Origin of the sequence: Amycolatopsis sp. WGS_07, assembly GCF_045278895.1 — a bacterium.
Taxonomy (GTDB): Bacteria; Actinomycetota; Actinomycetes; order Mycobacteriales; family Pseudonocardiaceae; genus Amycolatopsis.
Window position 1 is genome coordinate 7,875,757 of the sequence record NZ_CP136053.1, and the last position, 25,524, is coordinate 7,901,280.

At 69.6% G+C, this 25,524-nt stretch carries 24 protein-coding genes and 1 pseudogene; 7 read left to right on the forward strand and 18 right to left on the reverse strand.

Annotation, left to right across the window (positions count from 1 at the left end; genetic code table 11):
* Positions 1-13: 13 nt before the first annotated feature.
* From RPX00_RS36950 to RPX00_RS36990, 9 genes are all read right to left on the reverse strand, one after another.
* Positions 14-574: a YbaB/EbfC family nucleoid-associated protein gene (locus RPX00_RS36950; protein WP_406632386.1), complete on the reverse strand. Its 561-nt coding sequence runs from the start codon at positions 572-574 to the stop codon at positions 14-16.
* 320 nt (positions 575-894) lie between these two features.
* Positions 895-1,617 (reverse strand): FadR/GntR family transcriptional regulator, encoded by a 723-nt coding sequence (locus RPX00_RS36955; RefSeq protein ID WP_406632387.1) that lies wholly within the window; start codon positions 1,615-1,617, stop codon positions 895-897.
* Positions 1,618-1,640: 23 nt separating this feature from the next.
* The gene (locus RPX00_RS36960) at positions 1,641-2,333 is read right to left on the reverse strand and encodes a type 1 glutamine amidotransferase (RefSeq protein WP_406632389.1); all 693 of its coding nucleotides are present in this window, start codon (positions 2,331-2,333) and stop codon (positions 1,641-1,643) included.
* Complete coding sequence (locus RPX00_RS36965) at positions 2,326-3,372, reverse strand: carbon-nitrogen hydrolase family protein (RefSeq protein ID WP_406632391.1); 1,047 nt, start codon at positions 3,370-3,372, stop codon at positions 2,326-2,328. The genes RPX00_RS36960 and RPX00_RS36965 overlap by 8 nt, the downstream gene beginning before the upstream one ends.
* A complete protein-coding gene (locus RPX00_RS36970; protein ID WP_406632393.1) occupies positions 3,350-4,783 on the reverse strand; it encodes a glutamine synthetase family protein in 1,434 nt (477 codons plus the stop codon). Before RPX00_RS36970 ends, RPX00_RS36965 begins: the two co-directional genes overlap by 23 nt.
* A 52-nt stretch (positions 4,784-4,835) precedes the next feature.
* Positions 4,836-5,315, reverse strand: a complete 480-nt coding sequence (locus tag RPX00_RS36975; RefSeq protein WP_406632395.1) for a DUF1097 domain-containing protein — start codon at positions 5,313-5,315, stop codon at positions 4,836-4,838.
* Between the two features lie 333 nt (positions 5,316-5,648).
* Positions 5,649-6,950 carry an MFS transporter gene (locus RPX00_RS36980; RefSeq protein WP_406632397.1) on the reverse strand — a complete coding sequence of 434 codons (1,302 nt, stop codon included), beginning with the start codon at positions 6,948-6,950 and terminating at the stop codon, positions 5,649-5,651.
* 24 nt (positions 6,951-6,974) lie between these two features.
* On the reverse strand, positions 6,975-8,528 hold the full coding sequence (locus RPX00_RS36985; protein ID WP_406632399.1) for an acyl-CoA synthetase: 1,554 nt from the start codon (positions 8,526-8,528) through the stop codon (positions 6,975-6,977).
* An 11-nt stretch (positions 8,529-8,539) separates the two neighbouring features.
* Entirely contained in the window at positions 8,540-9,307 is a 768-nt protein-coding gene (locus tag RPX00_RS36990; RefSeq protein ID WP_406632401.1) for an enoyl-CoA hydratase/isomerase family protein, read from the reverse strand.
* Here RPX00_RS36990 and RPX00_RS36995 point away from each other — a divergent pair.
* A complete protein-coding gene (locus RPX00_RS36995; RefSeq protein WP_406632403.1) occupies positions 9,306-10,325 on the forward strand; it encodes a LysR family transcriptional regulator in 1,020 nt (339 codons plus the stop codon). The genes RPX00_RS36990 and RPX00_RS36995 overlap by 2 nt on opposite strands.
* 11 nt (positions 10,326-10,336) lie before the next feature.
* Here the strand turns inward: RPX00_RS36995 and RPX00_RS37000 are convergent, their stop codons facing one another.
* Positions 10,337-10,894, reverse strand: coding sequence for a TetR/AcrR family transcriptional regulator (locus tag RPX00_RS37000; RefSeq protein ID WP_406632405.1), 558 nt, complete (start codon positions 10,892-10,894; stop codon positions 10,337-10,339).
* 36 nt (positions 10,895-10,930) lie between these two features.
* Between RPX00_RS37000 and RPX00_RS37005 the strand changes: the two genes are divergently transcribed.
* The 3 genes from RPX00_RS37005 (at position 10,931) to RPX00_RS37015 (ending at position 14,395) form a co-directional block, all read left to right on the forward strand.
* Positions 10,931-11,743: an MBL fold metallo-hydrolase gene (locus RPX00_RS37005; protein WP_406632407.1), complete on the forward strand. Its 813-nt coding sequence runs from the start codon at positions 10,931-10,933 to the stop codon at positions 11,741-11,743.
* Between the two features lie 98 nt (positions 11,744-11,841).
* Entirely contained in the window at positions 11,842-13,635 is a 1,794-nt protein-coding gene (ggt, locus tag RPX00_RS37010; protein WP_406632409.1) for a gamma-glutamyltransferase, read from the forward strand.
* A gap of 64 nt (positions 13,636-13,699) precedes the next feature.
* Positions 13,700-14,395 (forward strand): GDSL-type esterase/lipase family protein, encoded by a 696-nt coding sequence (locus RPX00_RS37015; RefSeq protein ID WP_406632411.1) that lies wholly within the window; start codon positions 13,700-13,702, stop codon positions 14,393-14,395.
* Here RPX00_RS37015 and RPX00_RS37020 read toward each other — a convergent pair.
* From RPX00_RS37020 to RPX00_RS37030, 3 genes are all read right to left on the reverse strand, one after another.
* Positions 14,350-14,748, reverse strand: coding sequence for a nuclear transport factor 2 family protein (locus tag RPX00_RS37020; protein WP_406632412.1), 399 nt, complete (start codon positions 14,746-14,748; stop codon positions 14,350-14,352). The genes RPX00_RS37015 and RPX00_RS37020 overlap by 46 nt on opposite strands.
* A 23-nt stretch (positions 14,749-14,771) precedes the next feature.
* On the reverse strand, positions 14,772-16,583 hold the full coding sequence (locus tag RPX00_RS37025; RefSeq protein ID WP_406632414.1) for a 6-bladed beta-propeller: 1,812 nt from the start codon (positions 16,581-16,583) through the stop codon (positions 14,772-14,774).
* A gap of 70 nt (positions 16,584-16,653) precedes the next feature.
* On the reverse strand, positions 16,654-17,403 hold the full coding sequence (locus RPX00_RS37030; RefSeq protein ID WP_406632416.1) for a class I SAM-dependent methyltransferase: 750 nt from the start codon (positions 17,401-17,403) through the stop codon (positions 16,654-16,656).
* A gap of 101 nt (positions 17,404-17,504) precedes the next feature.
* Here RPX00_RS37030 and RPX00_RS37035 point away from each other — a divergent pair, with 101 nt between their 5' ends.
* The gene (locus RPX00_RS37035) at positions 17,505-18,746 is read left to right on the forward strand and encodes an amidohydrolase family protein (RefSeq protein ID WP_406632418.1); all 1,242 of its coding nucleotides are present in this window, start codon (positions 17,505-17,507) and stop codon (positions 18,744-18,746) included.
* A gap of 102 nt (positions 18,747-18,848) precedes the next feature.
* Here RPX00_RS37035 and RPX00_RS37040 read toward each other — a convergent pair whose 3' ends face one another.
* The 3 genes from RPX00_RS37040 to RPX00_RS37050 form a co-directional block, all read right to left on the reverse strand.
* Positions 18,849-19,628 carry an ABC transporter permease gene (locus tag RPX00_RS37040; RefSeq protein ID WP_406632420.1) on the reverse strand — a complete coding sequence of 260 codons (780 nt, stop codon included), beginning with the start codon at positions 19,626-19,628 and terminating at the stop codon, positions 18,849-18,851.
* Positions 19,629-19,707: 79 nt separating this feature from the next.
* Positions 19,708-20,679, reverse strand: a complete 972-nt coding sequence (locus RPX00_RS37045) for an ATP-binding cassette domain-containing protein (protein ID WP_406632422.1) — start codon at positions 20,677-20,679, stop codon at positions 19,708-19,710.
* A gap of 111 nt (positions 20,680-20,790) precedes the next feature.
* Positions 20,791-21,552, reverse strand: coding sequence for a VOC family protein (locus tag RPX00_RS37050; protein WP_406632424.1), 762 nt, complete (start codon positions 21,550-21,552; stop codon positions 20,791-20,793).
* A 257-nt stretch (positions 21,553-21,809) separates the two neighbouring features.
* Here RPX00_RS37050 and RPX00_RS37055 point away from each other — a divergent pair, with 257 nt between their 5' ends.
* On the forward strand, positions 21,810-22,664 hold the full coding sequence (locus RPX00_RS37055; RefSeq protein ID WP_406643219.1) for a formylglycine-generating enzyme family protein: 855 nt from the start codon (positions 21,810-21,812) through the stop codon (positions 22,662-22,664).
* A gap of 54 nt (positions 22,665-22,718) precedes the next feature.
* Here the strand turns inward: RPX00_RS37055 and RPX00_RS37060 are convergent, their stop codons facing one another.
* Complete coding sequence (locus tag RPX00_RS37060; RefSeq protein ID WP_406632426.1) at positions 22,719-23,066, reverse strand: iron chaperone; 348 nt, start codon at positions 23,064-23,066, stop codon at positions 22,719-22,721.
* Positions 23,067-23,290: 224 nt separating this feature from the next.
* Between RPX00_RS37060 and RPX00_RS37065 the strand changes: the two are divergent.
* A pseudogene (locus RPX00_RS37065) lies at positions 23,291-24,240 on the forward strand (oxygenase MpaB family protein).
* A gap of 97 nt (positions 24,241-24,337) precedes the next feature.
* Here RPX00_RS37065 and RPX00_RS37070 read toward each other — a convergent pair.
* Positions 24,338-25,486, reverse strand: a complete 1,149-nt coding sequence (locus RPX00_RS37070) for a glycosyltransferase (RefSeq protein WP_406632428.1) — start codon at positions 25,484-25,486, stop codon at positions 24,338-24,340.
* Between the last annotated feature and the right edge of the window lie 38 nt (positions 25,487-25,524).

Below are 25,524 nucleotides of genomic sequence, written 5' to 3' on the forward strand. Positions count from 1 at the left end.
GATCCCCCGTTCGTCAGCCTCGCCTCAGGAACGACCGATCCTCGAAACCCTCGTCTCCGTCGTCGCCGCGGCTGTCCTCCTTCGGACGGCTCGGCGGCTTGGACTTCGGCGGCTTCGGTGCTGAAGGGGCGGGCGGCGGCTCCTCCTCCAGTTGCCCGAGGGACCGCTGCGCGCCCGGGTCCGCCGGTGCCTCGGGCTCTTCGGGCTCGGGGAACTTCTCCCGGTACCGGCCCACTACGGTGTCGATCGTGTCCTGGTCGTCCCCGATGGTCTCGGCCATCACCTCGCCGAGCCGCTCCGGCAGCCGGGCCTGCGCACGCCGCAGCGTGGTCAGCACCGCGGCCGCCACCTGCTCGCCCGACAACTCCCGGACCTTGTCGGTGATCCGCAGGTCGGTCGCGTTCCCGGCGGAATCCACGGTCACGGTCACCAGCCCGTCCCGGGACGACTCGGTGACCGATACCCGGCCGACCGCCGACTGCATCTCCTGGTAGCGCTGAGCCTTCTCCTTCGCCCGCGCCACCCACTGGTCCACCTGTGCGGCTCGGTCCCCGTTCGACAACGGATCGCTCATCTCCACCGCCTCCGCGCATCGGACCCGCGACCACCCCGAGGAAACCATCGGACGTCCGGCCGCCGGTCCAGCGCGGCGCAAATTACCCGAATGGACCAGGCTATTTGCCGGAGTTTTGCCGAATATCCGTTTAGCGAGGCTGTCCGCAGCGGCATCCCGCGCGCCGGGCCGGAGCCGCTCGCTGATGTGTCCTCTGTGGACAGTTGAGTGGTCAGCAGATAGTCCACAGTGGACGTTCGGCGGGGCGGGCCGTCTTCCGGGGGACGGTGGTTCAGTGCGGTCCGACGTCCCGTGCGCCGACGGTGGCCCTGACCGGAATGTCAGCGCGAACGCACGTGTCCTTCGCCGGTCAGCGAGTCGGTGGTGCCGACCAGATGCCGCAGCATCTCGTCCGCGGCCTTCGCCGGTTCGCGGTTCTTGATCGCGTCGAGGATCGACTGGTGGTCGGCAAGGGACACCGCGGGCTGACCGGCGCGGGTCAGCGACGTCTCCGAGGTCCGGTCGAGCGCGGTGCGCATGCTTTCCAGCAGCCGGATGAGGATGGGGTTGTGCGAGGCGGCCGCGACGCCGGTGTGGAACCGGCGGTCGCCGTCGAGGCCGGGTTCGCCCGCCTTGACCTCGCGTGTCATCTCTTCGACCGCTGCCGTCAGTTCGGCGAGGTCGTGCTCGGTGGCGCGCAGCGCGGCGAGGCGGGCGCACTGGGTTTCCAGCGCCTGCCGGGTTTCCCAGATCGCGGGGTGGTCGAGATGGGTTTCGATCAGCTCCGCGGCCAGGGTCGGGATCAGCTCCTCCGGCCGCTGGAGCAGGTAGATGCCCTCGCCGTGGCGGACCTCGACCATCCCGCGGGCCCGCAGCGCCGTGATCGCCTCGCGGATGGAGGACCGGCCGACCGACAGCTGCTGCGCCAGCTCCCGCTCGCTCATCAGCCGGTCGCCCGGCTGCAGGTGGTTGACGTCGATGAACTCGCGCAGCCGGTCGCTGACCTGCTCGTACAGCGGTTTGCGGTCGACCGGCCGGATCGGCGCGATCCGCTGCTCTGCCATCTGGGCCACCCCCGGGTAAACCATCACTGTCCTGATGGTCTGACCATACCGAAGAACGCGTCGTACAGACCGGCGGCAGCCTCCCCGGCCCGCGCGTCGCACGCTTCGGTGGCCAGCAGGAGATCCTCGGGCTCGCCACCCGCCTCGCGCAGCTGCCGTCGCCGGCGGTCGTTCGCCATCCACGCCCGGATCTGGTCCGCGGTGATCTCGGGATGGAACTGCACGCCGAGATGCGGACCGTGGACGAACGCCTGGACGCAGCGGTCCGCGCTGAGCACCGCGGCGCCCGGCGGCGCGGCGATTTCGTCGCCGTGCCATTCGAACCAGCGGCCCTCGATCGCGTCCGTCAGCGCGCCGCCCGCGCTCGTTTTGACCTCCGCCCAGCCGCGTTCGGGCGCCTCCGCCGGGCGCACCTCGCCGCCGAGAACCTCGGCCAGCAACTGGGCGCCGAAGCAGATCCCGAAGACCGGGGTGCCCAGTGCGAGCTGCTCGCGGACGAACGCCCGCTCGTCCGGGACCCAGGGCACCGCCGGGTCGTAGACGGACTCGCGGCTGCCGAGCACCACGAGCGCGCGGCACGGCCGCGGCGCGGGCAGCCCGTCCGCGACGTCGACGAGCCGCCAGGGAATCCGGCGCGCGTCGAGCCAGGTCGCGAGGTTGCCGGGGCCGGCGTCCTCCTGGTGCCGCAGGACGAGCACGGTTTCCTTGTCAGTCATGGGAAAACTCCTCCGGCGAGTCGGTGAAGACGCCGGCGCGGCGGCGACGGCGGTCGATGGTCACCGCGAAGACGTCCGGGCGGCTGTAGTGCCCGGTCGGGTCGAAGGTGAGGCGTTCGCGGGCGACGTGCCGCAGATCGAGATCGGCGACGATCAGCCCCTCGGCGCCGCGGACCGGGGGCACCAGCCAGGTCCCGTCGGGAGCGGCGATGCCGGATCCGCCGTCGAACGGCAGGTCGTCCGATCCCGCCCGGACCTCGGCCGCCAGCGGGAAGTCGTCGGCGACGTCGCCCGGACGCAGGATGCCCGACACCGCCATCGCGAACACCCTGCCTTCCTGCGCGGTGAACCGCGTGATGTCCGCGACGATCCCGCTGGCGCCGGGCCACGAACTCAGGTGCACCTGCTCGCCGTCGAGGTAGAGCGCGTGCCGCGCCTGCGGCATCCAGTTCTCCCAGCAGTTCAGCGCGCCGACCCGCGCGGGACCCGCCGCGTGCGTCCGGAGCCCCGCACCGTCGCCGTGGGCCCAGACGAGCCGCTCGTCGTAGGTGGGCACGAGTTTCCGGTGGTGTCCCACCAATCCGTCGCCCGGGTCGAAGGTGAGCGTCGTGCAGAACGTCGACCCGCTGGCCGCCCGCCCTCCGCGTTCCGTGACGCCGACGAAGAGAGTGAGCGCGAGGTCCGACGACAGTTGTTCCAGTTCGCGCTGCTCGGGGCCGCCTATCTCGACAGCGCTGTCGAGATAGGCGGCGTAGCAGGCTTTCTGGCCGGCGTCGTCGAACCGCGCGCCGTGCGTGCGGGTGAGCCAGAACGGATAGCCGGACAGGTACGTCTCGGGGAACGCGAGGACGTGCGCGCCCTGCGACGCGGCGAGTTCGGCGGCTTCGACCAGCCGTTTCATCCGCGCGCCGAGATCGAGCCACGGTCCGCCGAGCTGGGCGCCGGCCACGGTCAGCGTCGTGCGGGGATCGGGGTCTTCGGCGCGGGCGGCCGCCAGCACCGTCAGTCCGCCCGGGTCAGTAGATTTCGAAGTACTCACGCTGCTCCCAGTCGGTGACCGCCGCGTTGAACCGGGTGACCTCGTGCTGTTTGACCAGCGCGAGATAGTCGACGAACGGATCGCCGAATTCCTTGCGCAGCAACGCGCTTTCGCGGAACGCCTCGACGGCGCGTTCGAGGCTCGCCGGCAGGCGCGGCGCTTCGGCGAGGTACGGCTCGTCGGCCGACGGACCGGGGTCGAGCTTGTTCGCCATGCCGTCGCGGCCGCTGACGATCTGGGACGCCAAGTACAGGTAGGGATTCGCGGCGGGCTCGCCGACGCGGTTCTCCAGATGGGTGTTCGCGTCGCCGCGGCCGCCCGCGACGCGGACGAGTGCGCCGCGGTTCTCCTCGGCCCAGGTCACCCGGTCCGGCGCGAAGGAATCGGGACGGTAGCGCTTGTACCCGTTGATCGTCGGCGTCGTGAGGACCGAGCAGGCGCGGGCGTGTTCGAGCAGGCCGGCCATGAACCGGGTGCCGACCTCGGACAGCGCGTCGGTTTCATCCCCGGCGAAGGCGTTCGCACCGTCCGAAGCAGACAATGACTGATGCAGGTGCCAGCCGCTGGAGAACGCGTTGGGCAGCGCGGGACGGGACATGAACGTCGCGTGGTAGCCGTGCCTGCGGCTCAGCTGCTTGATCAGGCTGCGCAGCAGGACCACGGTGTCGGCCGCCCGCAGCCCCGGCATCGGGTCGAAGGTGACCTCGCACTGGCCGGGTCCCCATTCGTCCTCCACCGTGGCGAGCGGCATCCCCAGCGCGACGATGGCGTCCCGCAGCACGTCCAGGATCGCGCCAATCTCGTCGCCGCGGTTTTCGGTCAGGTACTGGAACCCGTGGGAGACGGCGCTGACCTTCGGCGGGGTCGGCGGATGCCCGGAGTCCGCGAACGACAGGCAGGGGTCCTCGAGGCGGGTCAGGTAGAACTCCAGCTCCACCCCCGCGACGTAGGAGAAGCCGTCGCCGGCGAGCCTGCCGAGCTGCTCGCGCAGGATGCCGCGGGTGTCGAACGGGACGATCTCGCTGGAGCGGTAGTGCAGATCGGCGAGGATCCAGCCGGTGCGGTTCAGCCAGGGCAGCACCTTGAACGTCGTCGGGTCCGGCACCAGGACGCCGTCGGGCAGCCCGGTCATCCTCGGGTCGCCGAGCGCGTTGGCCCCGAACGGCGGGACGACCGGGTTGTTCGTGGTGTCGAAGATCAGGGTCGCGGTCTGGAAGTCCTTGCCGCCCCGCAGCACCGACCGGAAATGGTTCGCCTCCAGCGTCTTGCCGCGCAGGATGCCGTGCTGGTCGGCCCAGCTGATCCGGATCTGGCGCAGGTCCTGCTCGGCGACCTGTGCGGCGACGCGCTCGGCCGCGTCGTGCTGTTCGGCCGTCCACAGCGCGTGGCGGTCGATGAAAGATGGGCTCATGGGTGCTCCTCGAAGCATCGGTCTGGTGGTCTGACCACTGAAGGGAAAAGTCTCAGGAGGCGGCGGGTTCGATGCCCGCGCCACGGGCGGTGGCGCGGACGAGAGCGTCGGCCGACCATTCGGACGCGAGCCCGAGGACGACGCCGATGACCAGCACCGCGACGGTGGCCGGTACGTCGACGCCGGTGCCGAACAGCGTTGCGGCGCCGAGGAATGTTCCGGGAATGAAGGACAGCGCACGCCAGAGAGCCTGCGCGCACATCGCGAACGCCGCCACGCCGACGGCGACCGCTAGCGCGCCGGACCAGCCGGTCAGCGCGCCGGCCGCCAGCGCTGCCAGCCAGCCCCAGAGCACGCCGGACAAGGCCGCGGGAAGCGTCTTCGCCAGACCGGCGCGTTTGCCGCCCGCCGCGAAGAAAGCCGCCCAGGACACGACGGCGCCCCAGGCGGGGAGCCCGAACCGCTGACTGGCCCAGATCCACAGGCCGGCGAGAACGCCGACGGTGATGCCGACGGCGATCGTGGAACGCACGTCATCAACTCCTCTGCTCGTCGCGCACGGCGTTGTGCGCACAGGAAGGGGGTGAGGCAGATCAGGTTTACCGGTGACCTGGTGGTCAGACCAGTGTGGGTGACCTGCGAGGACGTGTCAACCCGGAATCGAATCAGCTCTTGGTGGCCTGCGGGAACCGGTCGGCGGCCGAGTCGCTCGATCAGGAAGGCGATTGCGAGGTGCGTAGGCGGCCTGCACTCGGCGGGGCGGGGGCGTGCCGCTCCCCCGCCCCGCGTCTGAACGGCGGCAGCTCTGGCTCCGAGTGCACCACCGATGCCTGCATGGCCGAGTCTGCAAGTCTCTGGCGAGACCTCACCGCCTCGCCAGGTCCAGGTTCTTCGTTTCCCGGAAGGCGAATCCGACGACCAGGGACGACACCACCGCGATCGCCATCAAATAGACCCCGGGCGCCAATGAGTTGCCGGTGAGCGAGACGAGACCGGTGGCGACGAACGGCGCGGTCCCGCCGAAGAGCACATACGCCGCCGTGTAGCCGATCGCCGAGCCGCTGGCGCGGACTGGGCCCGGGAACATCTCCACCATCGCGGGCACGTTCGACGTGCCGATGACCGCGACCAGCACGGCGAGCACCGCGGTGCCGACGAGTGCCCCGGCGAATCCGGCGTGCATGAGCGCGAACGCGGGCAGCGTGCACACGACGAACCCGACGCACGACACCAGCAGCATCCGCTTGCGCCCGTACCGGTCGCTCGCCGACGCCATGAACGGGCAGGCCGCGCTGTAGCACAGCATCGACACCACGCTCGCGATCAGCGACTGGGTGCGCGAATAGCCCAGCTCGTCGGCCATGTACGTGATCATGTAGCTGCTCATCAGGTAATACGCGATCGCGTTGGTGATGCTGTAGCCGAAGAGCGTGAAAATCTGTCGTTTGTGCGAGCGGAGCGCGTCGCGCAGCGGCTTGCGCTGCACGGAGTCCTCGTTTTGCAGCTGCCGGAACACCGGGCTGTCCTCCACCCGGCGGCGCAGATAGAGCCCGATCAGCCCGAGCGGGCCGGCCAGCAGGAACGGCACCCGCCAGCCCCAGGTGTGCAGCGCGCCCGAGGACAAGGTGGAGGTCAGGAGCACCCCGACCGCCGATCCGGCCACGCTGGCCAAACCGACGGTGGCGGGCACCGCGCTGGCGAAGCGGGCGCGCCGTCCGTCCGGCGCGTGCTCCATGATGAACGCCGAAGCGCCGGTGTACTCGCCGCCGGTGGAGAAACCCTGCAGGGTCCGCAGGACGAAGAGCAGAATCGGCGCGGCCACGCCGATCGCGGTGTACGTCGGCAGCACGCCCATCAGGAACGTGGCCCCGCTCATCAGCAGCACGCTCAGCGCGAGCGTCCGGTTGCGGCCGATCCGGTCCCCGAAGTGCCCGAAGAACGCCGCGCCCAGCGGCCGTGCGACGAACCCGCCGGCGAAGATCGCCCACGTGGCCAGCAGCGCCGCGGACGGGTCGTTCTTGGGGAAGAACTCGGCGGCGATCGTGGAAGACATCGTCGCGTGGGCGGCGGAGTCGAACCATTCGGTGAAGTTGCCGATGCCCGAGGCGAGCGCGATCTTCCGCCTGCCGCGGGAAACGCGCGCGGGGTGTTCCGTCCGGACGGTCATTGGCCGGCTCCTTCTCAGTGCTTGTCAGTGAGTGCCGGGAGCGCGATCGCGGTCCCGGAGATCGGCCCGCCGGATCTTTCCGGTGGCGGAGCGGGGAAGCGCCGACACGAACTCGATGTGCCGCGGGTAGGCGAAGCGCGAATAGGTCTCCTTGGCGAACGCGCGCAGCTCTTCGGCGAGCGCGTCGCCGCCGTCGTAGCCGGGCGCGGTCTGCACCCAGGCTTTGACCGCCTGGCCGCGCACCGGATCCGGCACGCCGACCACCCCGGCGTCGGCCACCGCCGGATGGGCCCGCAGGGCGTGTTCCACCTCGAACGGGCTGACCCGGTATCCGGACGTCTTGATCACGTCGTCGGTGCGGCCGAGGAACCAGAAGTAGCCGTCCTCGTCGGCGAAAGCCTGGTCCTTCGTGTGGTACCAGCCGCCGCCGAACACCGCCGCGGACTCCTCCGGCCGGTTCCAGTAGCCCAGCGGGTACTGCGGGTTCGACCGGGCGCGCAGGCAGATCTCGCCCGGTTCGCCCTGGGGCACCGGCCGCTCGTGCGCGTCCAGCAACGCGACGTCCCAGCCCGGCAGCGGACGGCCCATCGAGCCCGGTTTCACCGGCACGCCAGGGAAATTGCCGACCAGCGGGTAGGACTCGGTCGAGCCGTAGTAGTCCAGCAACGGCACGCCGAACTGCTCGGTGAACCAGTCGATGAGGTCCGCGGACAACGGTTCGTTCGAGGAGCACACCACCCGCAGCTTGTGCGGGAAACGCAGGCCCGCGTCCGGCACGTCGGCGGCCATCTTGCGCAGGAACGTCGGGTTCACCAGCGCGGTGGTGACCGCGTTGCGGGACAGGGAATCCAGCAGCCCTTCGGGGTCGAACCCGCCCGCCGGACGGTAGACCAGCTGCGTCGCGCCGGCGCGCAGCGGGCCCATCAGCTTCGCCATCGACCACGCCCAGTCCCCGGCACCGTAGAAGACGTCGCCGGGACGGAGGTCGTGGCAATAGCGGAACTCGTTGTGCCCCAACAGTGTCCGGTGCGCGTGCACGATGCCCTTGGCCTTGCCGGTGGTGCCCGACGTGTAGAAGATCAGCGCTGGATCGTCCGCCGCGGTGTCCACGGTCGAGAAACGCGGCGGCAGTTCGCCGATCGCCGGGTCGTCGACGTCGACGAGGTGCCCGGCGAAGCCGCTGACCCGGTCCAGCGCGTCGGATTCGGTCACCAGCACCGTGGCACCGGAGTCGGCCAGCCGGTATTGGATCGGCTCGTCGGCCCACAACAGGGACATGGTCACCAGGATCGCGCCGGTGCGCAGCACGCCGAGGTAGACGGCCGGGGTGTCGGGCCGCTGCGGAAGGAGCACCGCCACCCGGTCGCCCGGCCGCACGCCCAGATTCCACAGGTGCGCGGCCACCTGGCAAGAGCGGTCCTGCACCTCGCCCCACGCGATCTCGCGGTGCGTGCCGAGATGGTCCTCGAAGATCAGCGCGATGGCGGCCCGGTCGTGGCGGTCGGCCACGTCCGCGGCCATGTTGTAGCGCTCCGGGACCTCCCAGTCGTGTCCGGCGCGCAGTTCGTCGTAATCCACCCGATGCCCCTTCAGTTCTGCTTGCCGGCCAGGAAGCGGGCCATCTCCCGCTGCGGCTCCCCGGTGGCGTACGCGGCGGCGTGGATCTTCTTGGCCGCGGTCACCGCCTGCGCCAGCGCCTCGTCGTCCAGTTCGCGGAGCCGGGTCTTGGTGAGCGCGACGGCTCCCGGCGGCAGCGCGGCGACCGCGCGAGCCTGTTCGATGGCCGCGTCGAGCACTTCGTCTTCGCGGACCAGCCGCGTGAGCAGGCCGAGCCGCTGCGCCTCGACGCCGTCGACGAGCTGAGCGGTGAGGGCGAACTCGGCGGTCTTGGCGCGGCCGAGGATGTCCCACATCGCCCAGATCCCGGTGATGCTGGGGATGCCGGAGGCCACCTCGGGCTGGCCCATGGCGACCCCGGCGTGCCCGATCCGCAGGTCGGCGAGGAGCGCGTACTGGAACCCGGAACCGGCGACGACACCGTTGACCGCGGCGACGGTCGGCTTCCGCATCTCGCGGACGGCGCGGTACAGGCGGTCGAAGTCGTCGATCCAAGCCTCCGCGGCGGCGTGGTCGTCCGGGCGGATCGCGGCCGTCTCCGCCAGGTCCTGCCCGGCGCAGAACGCCCGCCCGGCTCCGGTCAGCACCACGCCGCGGCAGGTCGGATCCTCGTCGAGTGCGCGCAGGTGCTCGATCAGCCGCTCCCGCATCGCGTGGGTCCACGCGTTGAGCTTCTCCGGCCGGTTCAACGTCAGCACGGCGATCTCGTCCCGGCGGTCGAGCAGCACTGTTTCGCTCATGGAGGTCGTTCCTTCGTTCGTCGTTCGCGTCGCGGACAAGAAAAACAGCGGAAGTCCGCCGCTGGCCAACACCAAGTTCGACCTCCCGCGATATCGAGTTGGTATGGTCCCGGCGATGGAGCTGCGGCATCTGCGGTACTTCGTCGTCCTGAGCGAGGAGCTGCACTTCGGCCGGGCGGCGAAACGGCTGCACATGGCGCAGCCGCCGCTCTCGCAGCGGATCCGGGACCTGGAGCGCGAACTCGGCGTCGACCTGTTCCACCGCGGCCGGGGCGGCGTGCGGCTCACCGAGGCGGGCGCGCTGCTGCTCGAACACACGCGTCCGGTGCTCGAAGGCGTGGACAGCGCACGGGAAGCGATGCGCCGGATCCTGCCCGGCACGTCGGGAACGCTGCGCGCGGGAATTCCACCGGACACGACTCCCGCCGTACTGCGCACGATCGCCGCCGAGTTCGCCGCGGCGGTGCCGGACGTGCTGCTGGAACTGCACGAGGTGAGCACGGACGAACAGATCGCCCGCCTGCGGGAAGGCAAGCTCGACGTCGGAATCGTGCGCCACCCGTCCGACACCGTCGGCCTGGAGTCAGGACCGGTGCTGTCCCGGCCGCTCGGAGTCGTGCTGCCCGCGACGCACCGGCTCGCGGACTCGGCCGTCGTGCGGCTGCGCGACCTCAACGGCTCCCCGCTGATCGTCTTCCAGCGCGAGATGGCGCCGCGGCTGTACGACCACATCCTCGCCATCTGCCGCGACAACGGCTTCCTGCCGGGAGCGATCCGGCACGCCCGCAACCCGAACTTCACCCACGGGCTCGTGCTGGCCGGAATGGGCGTGCACTTCAACGAGGAACACCCGTTGCCCGACGGCCTGACGTGGCGCCCGCTCGACGAAAGCAGGCTGCGGTGGTCGAGTTCGGTCGTGTGGGTGCCGACGCGCGCCAACGACGTCATCGCCGGATTCGCCGCGGTGGCCGAGGACGCGCTTCGCGCCGCCGGACACGGAATGTCCGCTGGGGACTGACCCGAACGCCCTTACCGGGCGAGCAACGCGTACGCGGCGGAAGCTGCCTGCTTCAGCAGCCGCGCGTCGGCTCGGGCGCGGGCCAGCACGTAGCCGCCTTGGACTACCGAGATCACCATGGCCGCCAGTTCCGCCGCGGAAAGGTCCGCGCGGACGGCATCGGCCCGCTGGGCGTCCCGGATCGCGGACTCGAGCAGTTCGGCGATCCGCTCGAACGCGTCGCTGATCGGCTGGAGCAGGCTCGGGTCGTCGAGGACGGCACGGTCGTAGGCGAGCCCGCCGATCTTGCAGCCGGCCAGCGCGTCCCGCTCGCCCAGCAGGTAGCGGCGCAGCCGGACGAGGCCGGGTTCCGTCCCGGCGAGCACCGCCTCCGCACCGGCGACGATGGCCTCGGCGTTCGCGGCGATAGCTGCCGCACCGAGGGCGGTCTTCGTGGGAAAGTGGTGGTAGAAGCTGCCCTGGCCGACCTCGCTGGCAGCCATCACCTGGCGAGGGCTCGTCGCCGTGTAGCCGAACTGCCAGATCAGGTCCGCGCCCGTCTCGATCAGCTTCGCGCGGTTGTCGCTCATGGCGTCACCATACCTAGAGGTAGGTATGGTGGCCTCATGAGCGATGACCTCGACGCCGCGATCGGCTCGGAGCGGCACCGTTTCGCGATCGGCACTCTCGGCGGGCCGACCGCGGTGCTCGACTACGGCGGCCTGCGGTTCGTGACCGACCCGACGTTCGACCCGCCCGGCGACTACGGCGCCTACCGCAAAACCGAGGGCCCGGCCGTCTCGCCCGGCACGCTCGGGGCCGTCGACGCGGTCCTGCTCAGCCACGACCTCCACTGGGACAACTTCGACCGGGCCGGCCGGGTTTTCGCCCAGCAGTGCCCGCTGATCGTCACGGGCAGGCGAGGCGCGGGCCGGCTTGGTCCTCCGGCGATCGGTCTCGACGACTTCGACGTCCATCGGATGGGCCAGGTGCGCGTGCACGCGGTTCCGGCGCAGCACGGACCCCTCGACGGCGACCGCGACGACGCTGGCGACATCAACACCGAAGTCCACGGGTTCGTCCTGGAAGCCCACGGCCTGCCCACCGTGTATGTCAGCGGGGACAACGCAGGCATCGGGCCGGTCAAGGCGATCGCCCGCGCGTTCCCTCACATCGACGTCGCCGTTCTGCATTGCGGCGCCGCGCGGGTGGCGAGCAAGAACGGGGGCCGGCCGCTCACTCTCACTTCCGCGCGGGCCGCCGACGTGGCCGCGCTGCTCGAGGTCAGCCACGTGGTCGCCGTCCATCACGAGGGCTGGTCGATCTACAGCGAGAACTTCGGCGATCTGGACCGCGAGTTCGCCGAGGCAGGCCTCCGATCTCGGCTGATCGACACCGAACCCGGCCAATGGGCGCTCCGGCAACCGGATCCGCTCTGACTGAGCCACCGCGGACCGTGTCATCTCGGCGCGCCAAGTGCTAAACAGGACCTCCCTGGTTTCACCGCCTCCGGGTGCGCCGCCGAGAAAGGGTTGCCATGCCGCTGAAGCGCATCTTCACCTCCACGATGGCCACCGGGCTCGCCGCCGTCTGCGTGCTGGCTTCGGCACCCGCGGCCGCGGCGAGGCCCGCGCCGCCGCGGACGCCCGTCGCGGAGGGCTCCGGAGGCGCGGTCGTCTCCGACACCGTCGAGTCCACCCAGGCGGGGATCGACGTGCTGCGCCGTGGCGGCACCGCCGCCGACGCTGCGGTCGCTGTCGCCGCGACGCTCGGCGTGACCGACCCGTACGTCGCCGGACTCGGCGGCGGCGGGTATTTCGTCTACTACGACGCCCGCACCAAGACCGTCTCCACCATCGACGGACGCGAAACCACCCCGGCCGGCGACTCGTCCACGATGTTCGTCGACCCCGCCACCGGCAAGCCGTACGACTTCGAGACCGCCGTCGAGAGCGGCCGGTCCGTCGGCGTGCCGGGGATGCTCGCCACCTGGCAGCGGGCGTTGCAGCGCTGGGGCAAGTTCAGCCTCGCGGACAACCTCAAACCCGCCGAGAAGGTCGCGCGGCACGGGTTCATCGTCACGCCCGAGTTCGAGCGGCAGACCCAGTCGGTGGCCGCGAAACTGGGCCGCTTCTCCCCCAGCGCCGAACTGTTCCTCCCGGGCGGTGCCGCTCCGAAGGCCGGTTCCGTCCTGCGCAACCCCGATCTCGCCGCGACCTACCGGCAGATCCAACGCGAGGGCGTCGGCGCGTTCTACGGCGGCCCGGTCGGCCGCGACCTCGTGCGGGCGGTGCAGAAGCCGCCGGTCGTACCCAGCGCCGCGACCCCGCTGACCGGCCCGATGCAGCTGTCCGACCTCCGCGCGTACCGCGCGCTCGACGGCGCCCCGACGCACATCAACTACCGCGGCTACGACGTCTACGGCATGGCTCCGTCCTCCAGCGGCGGGATCACCGTCGGCGAAGCGCTGAACATTCTCGGCAATTTCCCGCTGTCCACAATGGACCAGACCCAGGCGCTGCACCACTACCTGGAGGCGAGCCGGCTCGCTTTCGCCGACCGCAACCGCTACATCGGCGACGCGCGCTACGTGAACGTGCCGCAGCAGCAGTTGCTCTCGAAGCGTTTCGCGGCGTCCCGGGCGTGCCTGATCGACCCGCACCAGGCCGGGTCGAGCCCCGTCGCGCCGGGCGACCCGTACTCGCCCGCCCCCTGCGCCACCGCTCCCGCCGCGTCCTCGGACAGCAATGAACAGCACACGAACCACTTCGTCGTCGCCGACAAGCAGGGCAACATCGTGTCCTACACCAACACGATCGAACAGCTGGCCGGAAGCGGCATCACCGTGCCAGGCCGCGGTTTCCTGCTGAACAACGAGCTGACCGACTTCAACTTCGCCCCGACGCAGGGTTCGGCGCCCGACCCGAACCTGCCCGCTCCCGGCAAGCGGCCGCGTTCGAGCATGTCGCCGACGATCGTCCTGCACGACGGCAAACCGCTGCTCGCGGTCGGTTCGCCGGGCGGCGCGACGATCATCACGACCGTCCTGCAGATCCTGCTCAACCGGTTCGACCTCGGCATGACCCTGCCGGACGCGATCGCCGCCCCGCGCGCGTCTCAGCGGAACTCGGCGACCACCGACGCCGAAAAGGGATTCCTCGCCTTGCCCGCGGCGAAGGGCCTGGAAGCGCTGGGACAGAAGTTCAAGAGCGGCAGCGACATCGGCGTGGCAGCGGGGATCGAATTCCTGCCGCACGGACGGCTGCTGGCCGCCGGGGAACCTTCTCGGCGCGGCGGCACTTCGGCGGCGGTGGTGAACGGAAGGAACTGACGCCGGGAGCGGCCCGCCGCCTGTTCGCGGGAATAACGGACCGGCGGAAGCGTTGCGCAGCGGCATGATCAACGTGCTCTGCTACGGCGATTCCAACACCTACGGCCAGCGTTCCGAGGACGTCGCCCGCGGGCGGTGGCCGGCGGGCATCCGGTGGACCAGCCGGCTGGCGGGCCTGCTCGGCGGCGGATTCCACGTGATCGAAGAGGGGCTCGGCGGCCGCACCACCGACCTCGACTACCCGGACTCGATGAACCGGCCGGGCCGCAACGGACGCACCTACCTGCTGCCCGCTTTGCTGAGCCACAACCCGCTCGATGTCGTCGTGCTGATGCTCGGCACCAACGACCTGAAGATCCAGTTCGGGCGAACGGCCGCGGAGGTCACCGCCGCGATCGCCCGGCTGCTGGACGACGTGACCGCACACGGGAGGACGGAGGGCGGGCACCCGCCGAAGGTCGTGCTGGTCGCACCGGCGCGCATCGACGTGACCGCACCGGACTTCGCGGAGGTCAACGGAGCCTTCTACGACCGGACATCGGCCGAGAAGGCAGCGCGGCTGGCCGGGCTGCTGGCGGAACTCGCTGCGGCACGTGGCGCGACGTTCGTCGACGCGGCTGCGGTGGTCGAGCCGGGGGCCGACGGGATCCACTTCAGTCTGGCTTCGCACGAACGCTTCGCGGGCGTGCTTGCCGGTCGGTTGCTAAGAAGTGATCACTTAGGCTTTTCGGCGAGCACGTCGGTCGCGCGAGAGTCGTAGTACTCCTCGAGCCGCGCCACGAGCCCGTCGGAGTCGACCTCCACCCGCATCATCACCGGCAGCCGCAACTGGCGCCCGGAACGGAGCATCGCAGTCAGCGTGTGCTGCCGGAACAGCTGCGAGCCAACGGCAGTGACGCGCTGGTCCTCGAACGTCCGAACGGTCGAGAGTGCACAGAGGCGGCCCAGGATCGCGATCACCCTGTCGACGGTCAGGTCTTTCTCGTTGTAGTTCTGCCACGCGCGCGCACCCGGTGCGAAACAGGTGCGCAGCTCGTCCATGTCGCCTTTCTCGATCGCCCCGAACATCCTGTCCACGACGCTGAAATCCGTCGCGGTGAGCGCATCTGCCATCGCGGCCTCCTGTTCCCGTTGCTTCACCACGGCATGTCGTATACCTGGATCCGGTCGTTGGTCGGGATGGCGACGAGAATCCGCTTTCCGTCGTCGTCGATGGCGACGCAGCCGGCCGTTTGGCCCTCGACGGTGTGCACCTGTTGCAGCTTCCCGTTGGGATCGAAGATCTGCACCCGGTCGTTCCCGGGATCGGTCACGACGATGTGCTGGCCGCTGCGGTCCGCGGCCACCGCCTGCGGCGCCCGGAAGTTTCCTTCTTCGGTTCCCTCGGTGCCGATCCGGAACTCGAACTGTCCGCTGGAGTCGAAGACCTGGACGTGATGGTGCCTGCCGTCGACGGCCGCGATCCGGTCGTCGGCCAGCACGGCGACGCTGATCTGGAAGCCGTTGAACTGGCCGTCCCCGTCGCCGGTTTCCCCGAACTGGAACAGGAACCGCCCGGCCGGGTCGAAGACCTGGATCAGGCTGCTTCCGCCGTCGCCCACGATGATGCGGCCCTGGGAGTCGACCGCGATCCCCGACGGGGTGCTGAACTTGCCCTCGCCCGAACCGAGACCGCCGAACCCGAACAGGTACTCCCCCTCGCGGGAGAACACCTGCACCCGCCGGTTTCCCTGGTCGACGGCGTAGATCGCGTCGTTCGGGCCGACCGCCACCTCGTACGGGAAGTGGAACTGGCCCGGCCCGGTGCCCAGCGAACCGATGGCACGGACCAGGACGCCGTCGGCGTCGAGGACCACGATGCGGCTGCTGCGGGTGTCGGACACGACGATGTTCCGCTGTGAATCGACATCGATGCCCATCGGGAAGTTGAGCGGACTCTCCCCGAGCGCGCGCACGGACGGCCGCCGCGTGCGCCCGAAGCCGGCGATGAACCGTCCGTCAGGGCTGAACATCTGCACGCGATCGTTGCCCGAGTCGGCGACCACGATGTTGTCGTTGACGTCCACCGCCACATGGAACGGCTGGTTCAGGTCGCCGTCTCCCACGCCCAGTCCGCCGAACTGGCGCAGGTACCGGCCAGCCGAGTCGAAAACCTGCACCCGGTTGTTCCCGCAGTCGGCGACGATGATCTCGTCGCGGCTGTTGACCGCTATGCCGAACACGAAGTTCAGCTCACCGTCGCCGGAGCCGAGCTGCCCGAAATCGAAGATGTGCTCGCCGGCGGAGCTGAAGACCGCGATCCGGTGGTTTGCTTGGTCGGCGACGACGATGCGGCCCTTGCTATCGGACGCCACGCCCAGAGGGGAACTCAACTCTCCCGGACCCGACCCCAGAGGGCCGAACCCGAACAGGAACGCGCCGGTCGAGTCGTAGATCTTCACCTGGTTGCGGGGAACCCGGGTGTCCAGATGCGGATTGGCGCTGGCGTTGTCGGTGATGATGACGCGGTTCTGGTTGTCGACCGTGATGCCGCATTCGCTGATGAGGTCTTCCTCGGCCCAGCCCACCCCGCCGAACAGGCCCAGATAACGTCCGTCGATGTCGTAGATCTTGACCCGGTGGGCGTCGAGGACCACGACCCGGCCGTCGCGGTCGATCGCGGAATCCAGGGGGAAAAGCCAGTCCTCGTCCGCCCCGCCGCCGCGGAACTCGCCTTCCGGCAGCTGCTGGCGGACATCGGTGCCCTGCTGGGGATCCGCCCCGGGGGTGCCGAGGAAGTTCCGGAACAGGAACGGCTCCTCCGCGGCCTCCGCCGGGTCGCCGTTCGGACGGAACACCTGGACGTCCGGGGGCCGGGCGCCGCCGTCGATCACGACGATGTTGCCCTCGCGGTCGACCGAGACTCCCTGTGGATTGAGGAATTCGCCTGGTAGAACGCGTCTGCGCATCTCGGTCCCCTCGAACGTCGTAGCCCGGAGCAGCCTCAGCTCCCTGAGACTACTTAATTAATAGATAGTGTCAACGTCGGCGAGATCGAGTTGGTTCACCCTCCGGCTTGATGCCGATGAAGAGGCCCCGCGGCGTCTCCGGCGCCGGCACGTACTCCGTCCCCAGCCCCGCGGCCGCGAGCGCGTCGGCGTATTGATCCTTGCGAAACAGCGACAACACGTCCGAGGCGGCGAACTCCCGGATCCCCGTGGAGTCGCCGACCAGGTACTTCGCCGTGATGCACATCGACGACTCGCTCGTCCGCACGGAGTGCGACATCCGGGCGACGGAACGGCTGTCGTCCCGCGCCGCCTCGGCCATGACGTAGCCGTCGACGAAGGTCTCGGGGAACCACCACGGGTCCAGCACGAGCACGCCTCCCGGCATCAGGTGCTCCGCCATGCGGCGGACCGCACCCCGAAGCTGCGCCTCGTCAGTCATGTAGCCGATCGGGCCGTGCATGCAGCACACGGCGTCGAACGAGCGGCCGAGCCGGAACTCGCGCATGTCGGCGGCGTGGATGGGCACGGACGGGAGCTTCCGCTGGGCCACCCGGCGCATCGCCGGGGCCGGCTCGACTCCCTCGACGCGGTCGAAAGCCGCACAGAGCCTCTCGAGATGCGTGCCGGTCCCGCATCCCACGTCCAGCAGCGACCTCGCCCCAGGGAACCTCGCCCTGACCTGCCGCACCACTTCGGCCGCCTCGCCGTCGTAGTTCTTCCTCCCGCAGTTGAAGACCAGGTCGTAGATGTCGGCGAGTTCGTCGCTGTACGACGTCACAAGGCCTCCTACCTCTGACACTTGCTACCAAAGTATATAGCGTCTAGCGTGGATCGCGGATGATCAGCGCTGTTCGCTACCGGAGTATTGGTGGGCCAACCATGACCATCGTCGATCCGAAGAACGCATGGCGGACGGCCACGCCCGGCCACGCCGGGTGGGAGCGAACGGCCGCCCCGGACGACCCGGACAAGTACTTCATCGTCTCGACCGACACTCACCACACCGAGCCGCCCGGGTTCCTCGACGCCATCGAACCGGAGTTCGCGCACCGATGCCCGCGCATCGAGACCGACGAGCACGGCGCGGAGTTTCTGATCAGCGAGGGCAGCAAACCGTACTTGGTGAAGCCCGGACGCCGGGCGCCCGGCCGCCAGAACCGGATGGGCGAAGACGACCGGCTCCGGTTCGACCGGTACCAGTCCGGAATCTCCGTCGAGCAGCGGCTCGCCGACGCCGCACTCGACGGGATCAGTGCCGAGATCATCTTCCCCAACTACGGGCTCCTGTGCTGGGCAACCCCGGATTCGACGTTCCAGATGGCCATGTGCCGCGCCTACAACCGCTGGTCCTTCGACTACTTCGGACCGCACTTCGGAAGGCTCAACCCGGCCGCGTTGCTCGGCGGCGCCGCCGTGGAGGAGTCCGTCGCCGAAGCGACGTGGGCGGCCGAGCGCGGCTACCGCAGCGTCGCGATGCCCGCCCAGCCGATCTTCGGGCTCGCGAACGCGGACCGGCTGAGCTACAACGATCCGAGCTACGAGCCGCTGTGGGCCGCGCTCGCGGAACTCGGCCTGCCGATCGTGTTCCACGTCGCCACCGGACGCGACGCCCAGGCCGTGCGCGGCAACGGCGGAGCGGTGATCAACTACGTCTGCCACGCGATGCCGACGACACTCGAACCGATCGTCACCCTGATCGCGTCGGGCGTGTTCGAACGCCACCCCGACCTCCGGTGCGGCACCGTCGAAGCCGGCGTGGGATGGGTGCCCTGGGTGCTCGAGACCATGGACTACGCGGCTGCGGCACACCACTTCTGGGTGAGGCCGACCCTCGCCGAACGGCCGAGCGAGTACTACCGGAGGAACTGCTTCTCGACCTTTGTGGAAGACCACATTGGACTCCGGCTCGTGGAGGAGCTGGATCTCGCCGACAACTTCATGTGGTCGAACGACTATCCGCACCACGAGGGAACCTGGCCCCACTCGGCCGAGGCCATCGAACGCGGAATGGCGTCCCTCAGCGAGACGACCCGGGCGAAGGTGCTCGGGCTGAACGCCGCACGGATCTTCAAGCTCGAGGTTCCCGAGCCGATCCGCCTCGCGGAAACTGTCAGAGAGTAAATGACCAGATCCCGATGGCCGAGCCTCCTGGAGACTCCATCGGCCGACAACCGGTTGCGGCGTAAGCAGATCCCTTGGGCACCCAAGGGATCTGCTTACGCTTCAGCGCGAAAGTCGTTGGTAGGCGCGCGCCGACAGCGGAACGAAGATCGCCAGCAGCACCGCGGGCCACAGGAGCGCGAGCAGCAGCGGGTAGTCCGCGAGCGGGCCGGACGTGATGCCGGTCGGGTTCCCGAACAGATCGCGGCAAGCGGCCGCCGTCGCCGACACCGGGTTCCACTGTGCGAGGAACCCCAGCCAGCTGGGCATCGACTCGGGCGAGACGAACACCCCGGACAGGAACCCGATGGGCCAGACCAGGATCTGCACGGACATCAACGCTCCCTCGCCGCGGAGCGTCAGGCCCAGAAAGATTCCCAGCCAGAGCATCGCGAACCGCAGCCACAGCAGCAAAGCCGCGGCGACCAGCACAGCGCCGAACGATCCGCTGACCCGCCAGCCGATCAGCAGCCCGCCGCCCATGAGCACCGCCAGCTCGACGGCCGACTTGAGCAGGTCGGCCGCTGATCGTCCGAGCGGAACGGCGACGCCGGACATCGGCAGCGACCGGAAGCGGTCCGTGATCCCCTTCTTGGTCTCGTTCGTGATCGCGCCCATCGTCGCCTCGACCCCGAAGAGCATCGAGAGCGCGAGCATCCCGGGCAGCAGGTACGCCAGGTAACCGCCACCGCCGGGAAGGCCGATCGCGCCGCCGAGCAGGAACCCGAACATCAGCAGCAGCATGATCGAGAACAGGATGCCCACGATCAGCGGCGACGGGTCGCGCTGCCAGAGCTTCAGCTCGCGGAGGGTGATTATCCAGCCGTGCCTCAATACGGTCATCACCGGATGGCTCCTTCGAGGACTGCGGGCGTGCGAAGAGCTGGCGCAAAGGGGCGGCACCGGGTGCCGCGACCGGCGGTCATCGCTTCGCCCCAGCCGACTCCGCCGACTCCGCCGATGATTCCGCCGACGGTTCGGTGAGGTGGAGGAACACCTCGTCGAGCGTCGGGCGGCGCACGAGGATGTCGTCGACCTCGATGCCGGCCGCGTCCAGCTCGCGCACCGCGGAGATCAGATCCGCGGCGCGGTCCGCCGTCCCGCCTTCGACGACGAGCTGGAGCTGCTCGGAATCCGCTTGCCCGCCAAGGACTTCCGCCATCCGGGCAAGGTCCGCGGGCGTCCGCGCGGTGACGATCACCCGGTCGCCGCCGATGGTGCCCTTGAGCTGAGCGGACGTCCCCTCGGCGATCACCCGGCCCGCGCCGAGGATGGTGATGCGGTCGGCGAGCTGGTCGGCCTCGTCGAGGTACTGCGTGGTGAGCAGCACGGTCGTGCCCGCGGCGGCAGCCCGGCGCACCATCTCCCACACCTCGTTGCGCCCGCGCGGATCGAGGCCGGTCGTCGGTTCGTCGAGGAACAGCAGGCTCGGCCGGGTCATGAGGCTCGCCGCGATGTCGAGACGCCGGCGCATCCCGCCCGAGTACGTCGACACCTTGCGGTCGGCGGCATCGGCCAGCCCGAACGCGTCGAGCTGCTCGCCGGCGCGCTGCTGGGCGGCCGACTTCGAGAGGCCGTGCAACCTCCCGAACAGCACGAGGTTCTCGCGGCCGAAAAGCTTCTCGTCGACCGCCGTCGCCTGCCCGACGAGGCCGATCGCCGCCCGGACCCGCCGCGGCGACCGGCGGACGTCGTGGCCCGCGACCGTGACCTCTCCCTCGTCGTGGCGCGTGAGCGTCGCGAAGACGTTCACCGCCGTGGTTTTGCCCGCGCCGTTCGGGCCGAGCAGGGCGTGGATGGCGCCGGGCGCGATCTCGAGGTCGAGTCCGTCAAGGGCTTGGGTATCGCCGTATCGCTTGCGGACTCCGCGAGCGACGAGTGTTGGCGCCGTCATCCCACTCCGATCCGGTACCGGCTGTTCGTTGATCACGATCGGACCCTTGCGTCGATACTTTAAACGAAGATAGCAACTCGCGATTCAGCGTTGTCGCGAGGGAAGCGGTCCTCAGCTGCCCGTCGGTGCCTGCACGACCGAAAACGCGCCGCCCCAAGGGTCCTCGAGCACCGCGAGGCTCCCGACATGGGTGTCCCACCGGCCCGTCGTCACCTTGCCGCCGGCTGCCTCGGCCTTGGCGACGGTGTCCTCGACGGATTCCACCGCGAAGCAGACGAGCCATCCCCGGGGCAGGCCGGACTCGCGCGCGCCCACGCCGCCGGCCGGGCTGCCGTCGACGGCGAAGGTCGCGTGGGCTTCGGCGTCGAGAGCCTTGTCGAAGGTGTACCCGAAGACCGCCGAGTAGAACTTCTGCGCGGCCGCGGGGTCGTCGAGGATCGCCTCGTTCCAGACCAGCGTGCCGGGCTCGTTGTAGACCCGGACACCGGTGCGCTCCCCTGCCTGCCACACGCCGAGGCCGCTGCCGTCGGAGTCCAGGGCGATCAGCATCTTGCCGATCGGGCCGAGGTCCATGGGCTCCACCACCACCGAGCCGCCGGCCTGCCGGATCCGTTCGGCCACGGCCTCGACGTCGTCCGTGGCCAGATAAGTCGTCCACGCCGGCGAGTCCTCCGGGGTCGACAGCGGGGCGAAACCGCACACCTGCTCGCCGTTCTTCGCCGCCAGGTGGTACGTGGCGAACTCGGCTCCGCTGTCTTCGAACTCCCAGCCGAACAATCGCCCGTAGAAGTCCTCGGCAGCGGCGACGTCGGAAGCGCCGTAGTCGATCCAGCACGGGGTGCCGTTCGGCCACGGGGTGCTTCGTGTGGGCATCGTTCCTCCTTTTTGTGCGCCATGCGCCGGGCACGCAGTGCCCAGCCACCTTAGGGAGGGGCTACCCATTCTGGCAACTTGAGAAATATCTAGAATATTCTCGGCGCGGGACGCGGATGCCGCCGGATCCGAACTGCCCGGAAGGAGCACCGAGGGACGCCTCGAATCCCGGGATCGACGTCGGCGCGACCACGGTGAAAAGCGTTCACTGAGCGCGCCCTCGGTCCGGCACTGCAAGGAGGAACGCGGTGGACGAAATGGTCTCGATTCCGGCCGGAAGTTTCCGCCAGGGCAGCCCGCCGTGGGTCCTGCGCTGGCTGGACGAGTCCGATCAGCCGCTGCCGCCGGAGTGGTTCGGCGACGAGACGCCGCAGGTCTCCCGCCGCCTTCCGGCTTACCGGATCGACCGCCATCCGGTCACGGTCGCCGAATTCGCCGAGTTCGTCCGTGCCACCGGATACCGCACGGATGCCGAGTCCCGCGGGTACGGCATGCTGTACGACCGCGGCTGGGCGGAACGCGAGGGGGTCAGCTGGCGCGCGCCTGCCGGTCCCGGATCCGGAACGGACGGGCGCGAGAACCACCCAGTGGTGAACGTTTCCTGGAACGACGCTTCAGCGTACGCGGCGTGGACGGGCAAACGGCTGCCCACGGAGCCGGAATGGGAGTACGCGGCGCGCGGTGCCGTGTTCCGGATCTGGCCGTGGGGGAACCGCTGGAATCCCAGTCTGGCCAACACAGCCGAGTACTACGGCGAGAAGATGACCACGTTGGACGAGTGGCGGAAGTGGTGGGCGACGGTCGGCAAGGGCCAAGCCGACCTGCCGCTGACGACTCCGGTCGGAGCTTTCTCGCCTGCCGGCGACAGCGTGTTCGGGTGCGCCGACATGGCCGGCAACGTGTACGAGTGGACGGCCACGGTGTCGCAGCCGTACGCCGACACGGCCCGTTTCGATCCGGCTATCCGCCCTGCGATGGGAAATTACCGCGTTATCCGCGGTGGTTCCTGGATGAACTTCCGTTATCAGGTGCGTTGTTGCGAACGACTGCACGGCGATCCGCTCGGATGGTCGAACTTCGCGCTCGGTTTTCGGTGCGCGCACAGCGCCTGAAAGCACCCGCTGGAAATGCCGGGGAACGGGCGCGTGGCCCGCTCCCCGACGCCCTCACACGCCGAAGTCTTTCCGGGACGCCTGGGCAAGCCGTCCGACGAGATCGTCCGGAATGGGCCGGCGCACCGAGAAGGTGACGCCGTTCTTGGTCGCCTTGAGGCCGGCGGCGGCGATGTCGTCGGCGAGCGCCGCGATGGCACCGGGTGCCACGTAGAGGCCGCACTGTTTGCTGAACGCCCCGTATCCCGCGACGATGGAGCCGCCCACCTCGAACCCGGGCATGTTGTACTTCATGACTTCCTGCGCATCCGGAAGGGTTTTCGCAAGCTGCGCGCGCACCTGCTCCAGAAGCGGGCGGAGGTCTTCTGGAGACTTGGCGATGTACGCGTCATGATCTGCCATCGTGCACGATTCCTCTCGGGCGACAGGTCGGCCAACAGCGCCGGCCGACAGTGCTATTTCAGTGCCATTTTCGCGAATTTCAGCAAGGCGAGTGCCCTCCACTCTGGCGTGAACCCGCGTGTCGCACAAGCCAGCGGGGCCGTCAGCGCCGGTGTCCTACCCGACCGTGGCTCCCGGAGCACCCTCGCCTTTACAAGATCATCCTGAAGTCACTTAATAATCATATGGTATTCTCGTCGTCGTCTTGCGGCTGGCGGCCGGGCGGGCCGCGCCGGGGTCAGCCGCGTCGAACCGCTCAACAGGATCCTGTGGTGACGAGCTTGAAACGGTCTCAGGTCGGCAGTTCCCAGCTGCCCGGCAGCGGTGCGCACGCTGACCGGCCGGAGTTCGGCGATTCCTCGGCGATCCGTAAGGTCGCCTGCGAGAGCTTGCTCATCCTCGGCTGCGGACGCGCCACCATCCTGCAGAACGCCCACCCCGGGATCGCGCAGGGCACCGCGGCGCACAGCGGTTTCGCCAGGAACCCGCTCCGCCGCCTCCACCACACGATGATCTACCTCTACGGCGTGGTCTTCGGCACCCGCGAGGAGGCGGCCGGCGTAAGCCGCACCGTGGTCGCCCTGCACCGGAAAGTCGCCGGTCCGGGCTACTCGGCCGACGACCCGGCCTTGCAGGTCTGGGTCGCCGCGACCATGTACGACACTGCCATCACGCTCTACGAAGGCGCTTTCGGTCCTCTCCCGCCCGCCGAGGCCGACGAGTGCTACCAGCAGTACAGCGTGCTCGCCACGGCAATCGGCTGCCCACGCGAGGCTTGGCCGGCGTCGCGGCGGGATTTCGCCTCGTACTGGCAGAGCATGATCGCCACCATGCGCATCGACGACACCTCCCGCGAGATCGCCGAGGCACTGCTCTGCCCCTCCCGTTTGCCGGTCGCCTGGCGGATCGCCCTCCCCTGCACCGTTTCGTCACCATCGGGCTGCTGCCGGAACCGATCAGGGACGGCCTCGGCTATTCGTGGACGCCAAGAAAGGCCAGGATCCTCCGGTACGGGCTCCGGCTCGTCGCGGTGTGCTACCCGCGGCTGCCCCGGACGCTCCGGCACGCGCCGATGAAGGTCTACGTCGGCATCATCCGCCGCCGCGTCGGCGATCGCCGGAAACTTCGAGCATGAGCGACGGCGGGGCCCGTTGCGCGAGTTCGGCGAGCCGCGACCCGCCCGTCTGGAGGCGAGGCGATTCTCGTTGTCCGGCAGGCGGTTTCGCGCCGGATCAGCTCATCATGCCGGTCAGCCGCGCCGCGACGGTCGCCGGTGTCGGGAGGGCGGCCACCTCCGCCTGTACCTCGGCCGTCGCCTGCTTGAAGGTGTCGTCGGTCAGCAGGCGGTTCAGCTGCTCCGCGGTGACCTCCGCCGGAGTCGTCGAGATCCCGAGGCCCCGGTCCTGCACGGCATCGCCCATGATCTTGCCGCCAGGGTCGCCTTCGCTGCGGACGACCATCTGCGGGACGCCGGCGTCGATCGCGGTCATGATCGAGCCGCCGCCGCCGTGGTGCACGACCGCGGCGCAGGTGCGGAACAGTTCGGTGTACGGGAACCACCGGTCCAGCGAGCGCACGTTGGGCGGAACCGAGCCCAGCCGGTCGGTGACGTCCACGCCCAGTGCGATCAGGAAGTCGGCGTCGACCTCCGCCGCCGCTTCGATGACCGGCTCGAGCGCGCCCAGTCCATAGAACTCGGCCGAGAACCCCGATCCGAGCGTGACCGCCACCTGCGCCCGCGCGGGTTTGCCGGGCAGTTCGCTGCCCAGCACCCCGCCGCCGTTGTACGGTCGCCCGCCCAGGCACCATCCCTCGGCCGGCACGCTCAGCATGCTCGGCGGGATCACCTCGAGCGTCATCAGCGGCGGGCGCAGCTCCGGGATCTCGTACTTGTCGCACAGGTCGCCGAGCAGTGCCGCGGTGGCCGGATGCGTGTCACCTGTACTCAGGATCGCTATGTTTTGCTGTACCGAAGGAATGCCGAGCCGGGCGGCGACCATCGGCCCCACCGTGGCGGTCTGCTCGTAGACCACGAGATCGGGGCGCCACCGGTCGGCCAGTTCGACCGTGCCGGGAACCAGCGGGCGGTTGATCGCGGCGAACATCGGGGCGCGCGGCGCGATCGTCATCCCGGGGGTGACCGTGACGTTCCAGACGTTCGCGTGGAACGCGGGATCGTCCCGCAGGACCCCGCTGGTGACGGCGACCGAGTCGTAGCCAGGAGCCACGTCGACCACCGGAAACCCCGCGGTCGCGGCGACCTGGCCGTGCTCGGCCAGCGCGACGAGCACCTCGTGGCCCGCCGCCCGGAACGCTTGGGCGAGCGGCACGACGGGCAGGAAATGGCCGATAGCGGGGACGGAAGTGACCAGGATCCGCATGCGGCCAACCTAGCTCATCACTTGACTAACGTATAGTG

Excerpts from the sequence above, each read along its gene's own strand:
- RPX00_RS36950 (WP_406632386.1), bottom strand. The coding sequence starts at position 574 with ATGAGCGATCCGTTGTCGAACGGGGACCGAGCCGCACAGGTGGACCAG.
- RPX00_RS37055 (WP_406643219.1), top strand. The coding sequence starts at position 21,810 with ATGGTCTCGATTCCGGCCGGAAGTTTCCGCCAGGGCAGCCCGCCGTGG.
- RPX00_RS37000 (WP_406632405.1), bottom strand. The coding sequence starts at position 10,894 with ATGAGCGACAACCGCGCGAAGCTGATCGAGACGGGCGCGGACCTGATC.
- RPX00_RS37015 (WP_406632411.1), top strand. The coding sequence starts at position 13,700 with ATGATCAACGTGCTCTGCTACGGCGATTCCAACACCTACGGCCAGCGT.
- RPX00_RS36990 (WP_406632401.1), bottom strand. The coding sequence starts at position 9,307 with ATGAGCGAAACAGTGCTGCTCGACCGCCGGGACGAGATCGCCGTGCTG.
- RPX00_RS37070 (WP_406632428.1), bottom strand. The coding sequence starts at position 25,486 with ATGCGGATCCTGGTCACTTCCGTCCCCGCTATCGGCCATTTCCTGCCC.
- RPX00_RS36960 (WP_406632389.1), bottom strand. The coding sequence starts at position 2,333 with ATGACTGACAAGGAAACCGTGCTCGTCCTGCGGCACCAGGAGGACGCC.
- RPX00_RS37050 (WP_406632424.1), bottom strand. The coding sequence starts at position 21,552 with ATGCCCACACGAAGCACCCCGTGGCCGAACGGCACCCCGTGCTGGATC.
- RPX00_RS37060 (WP_406632426.1), bottom strand. The coding sequence starts at position 23,066 with ATGGCAGATCATGACGCGTACATCGCCAAGTCTCCAGAAGACCTCCGC.
- RPX00_RS37025 (WP_406632414.1), bottom strand. The coding sequence starts at position 16,583 with ATGCGCAGACGCGTTCTACCAGGCGAATTCCTCAATCCACAGGGAGTC.
- RPX00_RS36955 (WP_406632387.1), bottom strand. The coding sequence starts at position 1,617 with ATGGCAGAGCAGCGGATCGCGCCGATCCGGCCGGTCGACCGCAAACCG.
- RPX00_RS37020 (WP_406632412.1), bottom strand. The coding sequence starts at position 14,748 with ATGGCAGATGCGCTCACCGCGACGGATTTCAGCGTCGTGGACAGGATG.
- RPX00_RS37040 (WP_406632420.1), bottom strand. The coding sequence starts at position 19,628 with ATGACCGTATTGAGGCACGGCTGGATAATCACCCTCCGCGAGCTGAAG.
- RPX00_RS37035 (WP_406632418.1), top strand. The coding sequence starts at position 17,505 with ATGACCATCGTCGATCCGAAGAACGCATGGCGGACGGCCACGCCCGGC.
- ggt (WP_406632409.1), top strand. The coding sequence starts at position 11,842 with ATGCCGCTGAAGCGCATCTTCACCTCCACGATGGCCACCGGGCTCGCC.
- RPX00_RS36995 (WP_406632403.1), top strand. The coding sequence starts at position 9,306 with ATGGAGGTCGTTCCTTCGTTCGTCGTTCGCGTCGCGGACAAGAAAAAC.
- RPX00_RS36970 (WP_406632393.1), bottom strand. The coding sequence starts at position 4,783 with ATGAGCCCATCTTTCATCGACCGCCACGCGCTGTGGACGGCCGAACAG.
- RPX00_RS36980 (WP_406632397.1), bottom strand. The coding sequence starts at position 6,950 with ATGACCGTCCGGACGGAACACCCCGCGCGCGTTTCCCGCGGCAGGCGG.
- RPX00_RS37045 (WP_406632422.1), bottom strand. The coding sequence starts at position 20,679 with ATGACGGCGCCAACACTCGTCGCTCGCGGAGTCCGCAAGCGATACGGC.
- RPX00_RS37005 (WP_406632407.1), top strand. The coding sequence starts at position 10,931 with ATGAGCGATGACCTCGACGCCGCGATCGGCTCGGAGCGGCACCGTTTC.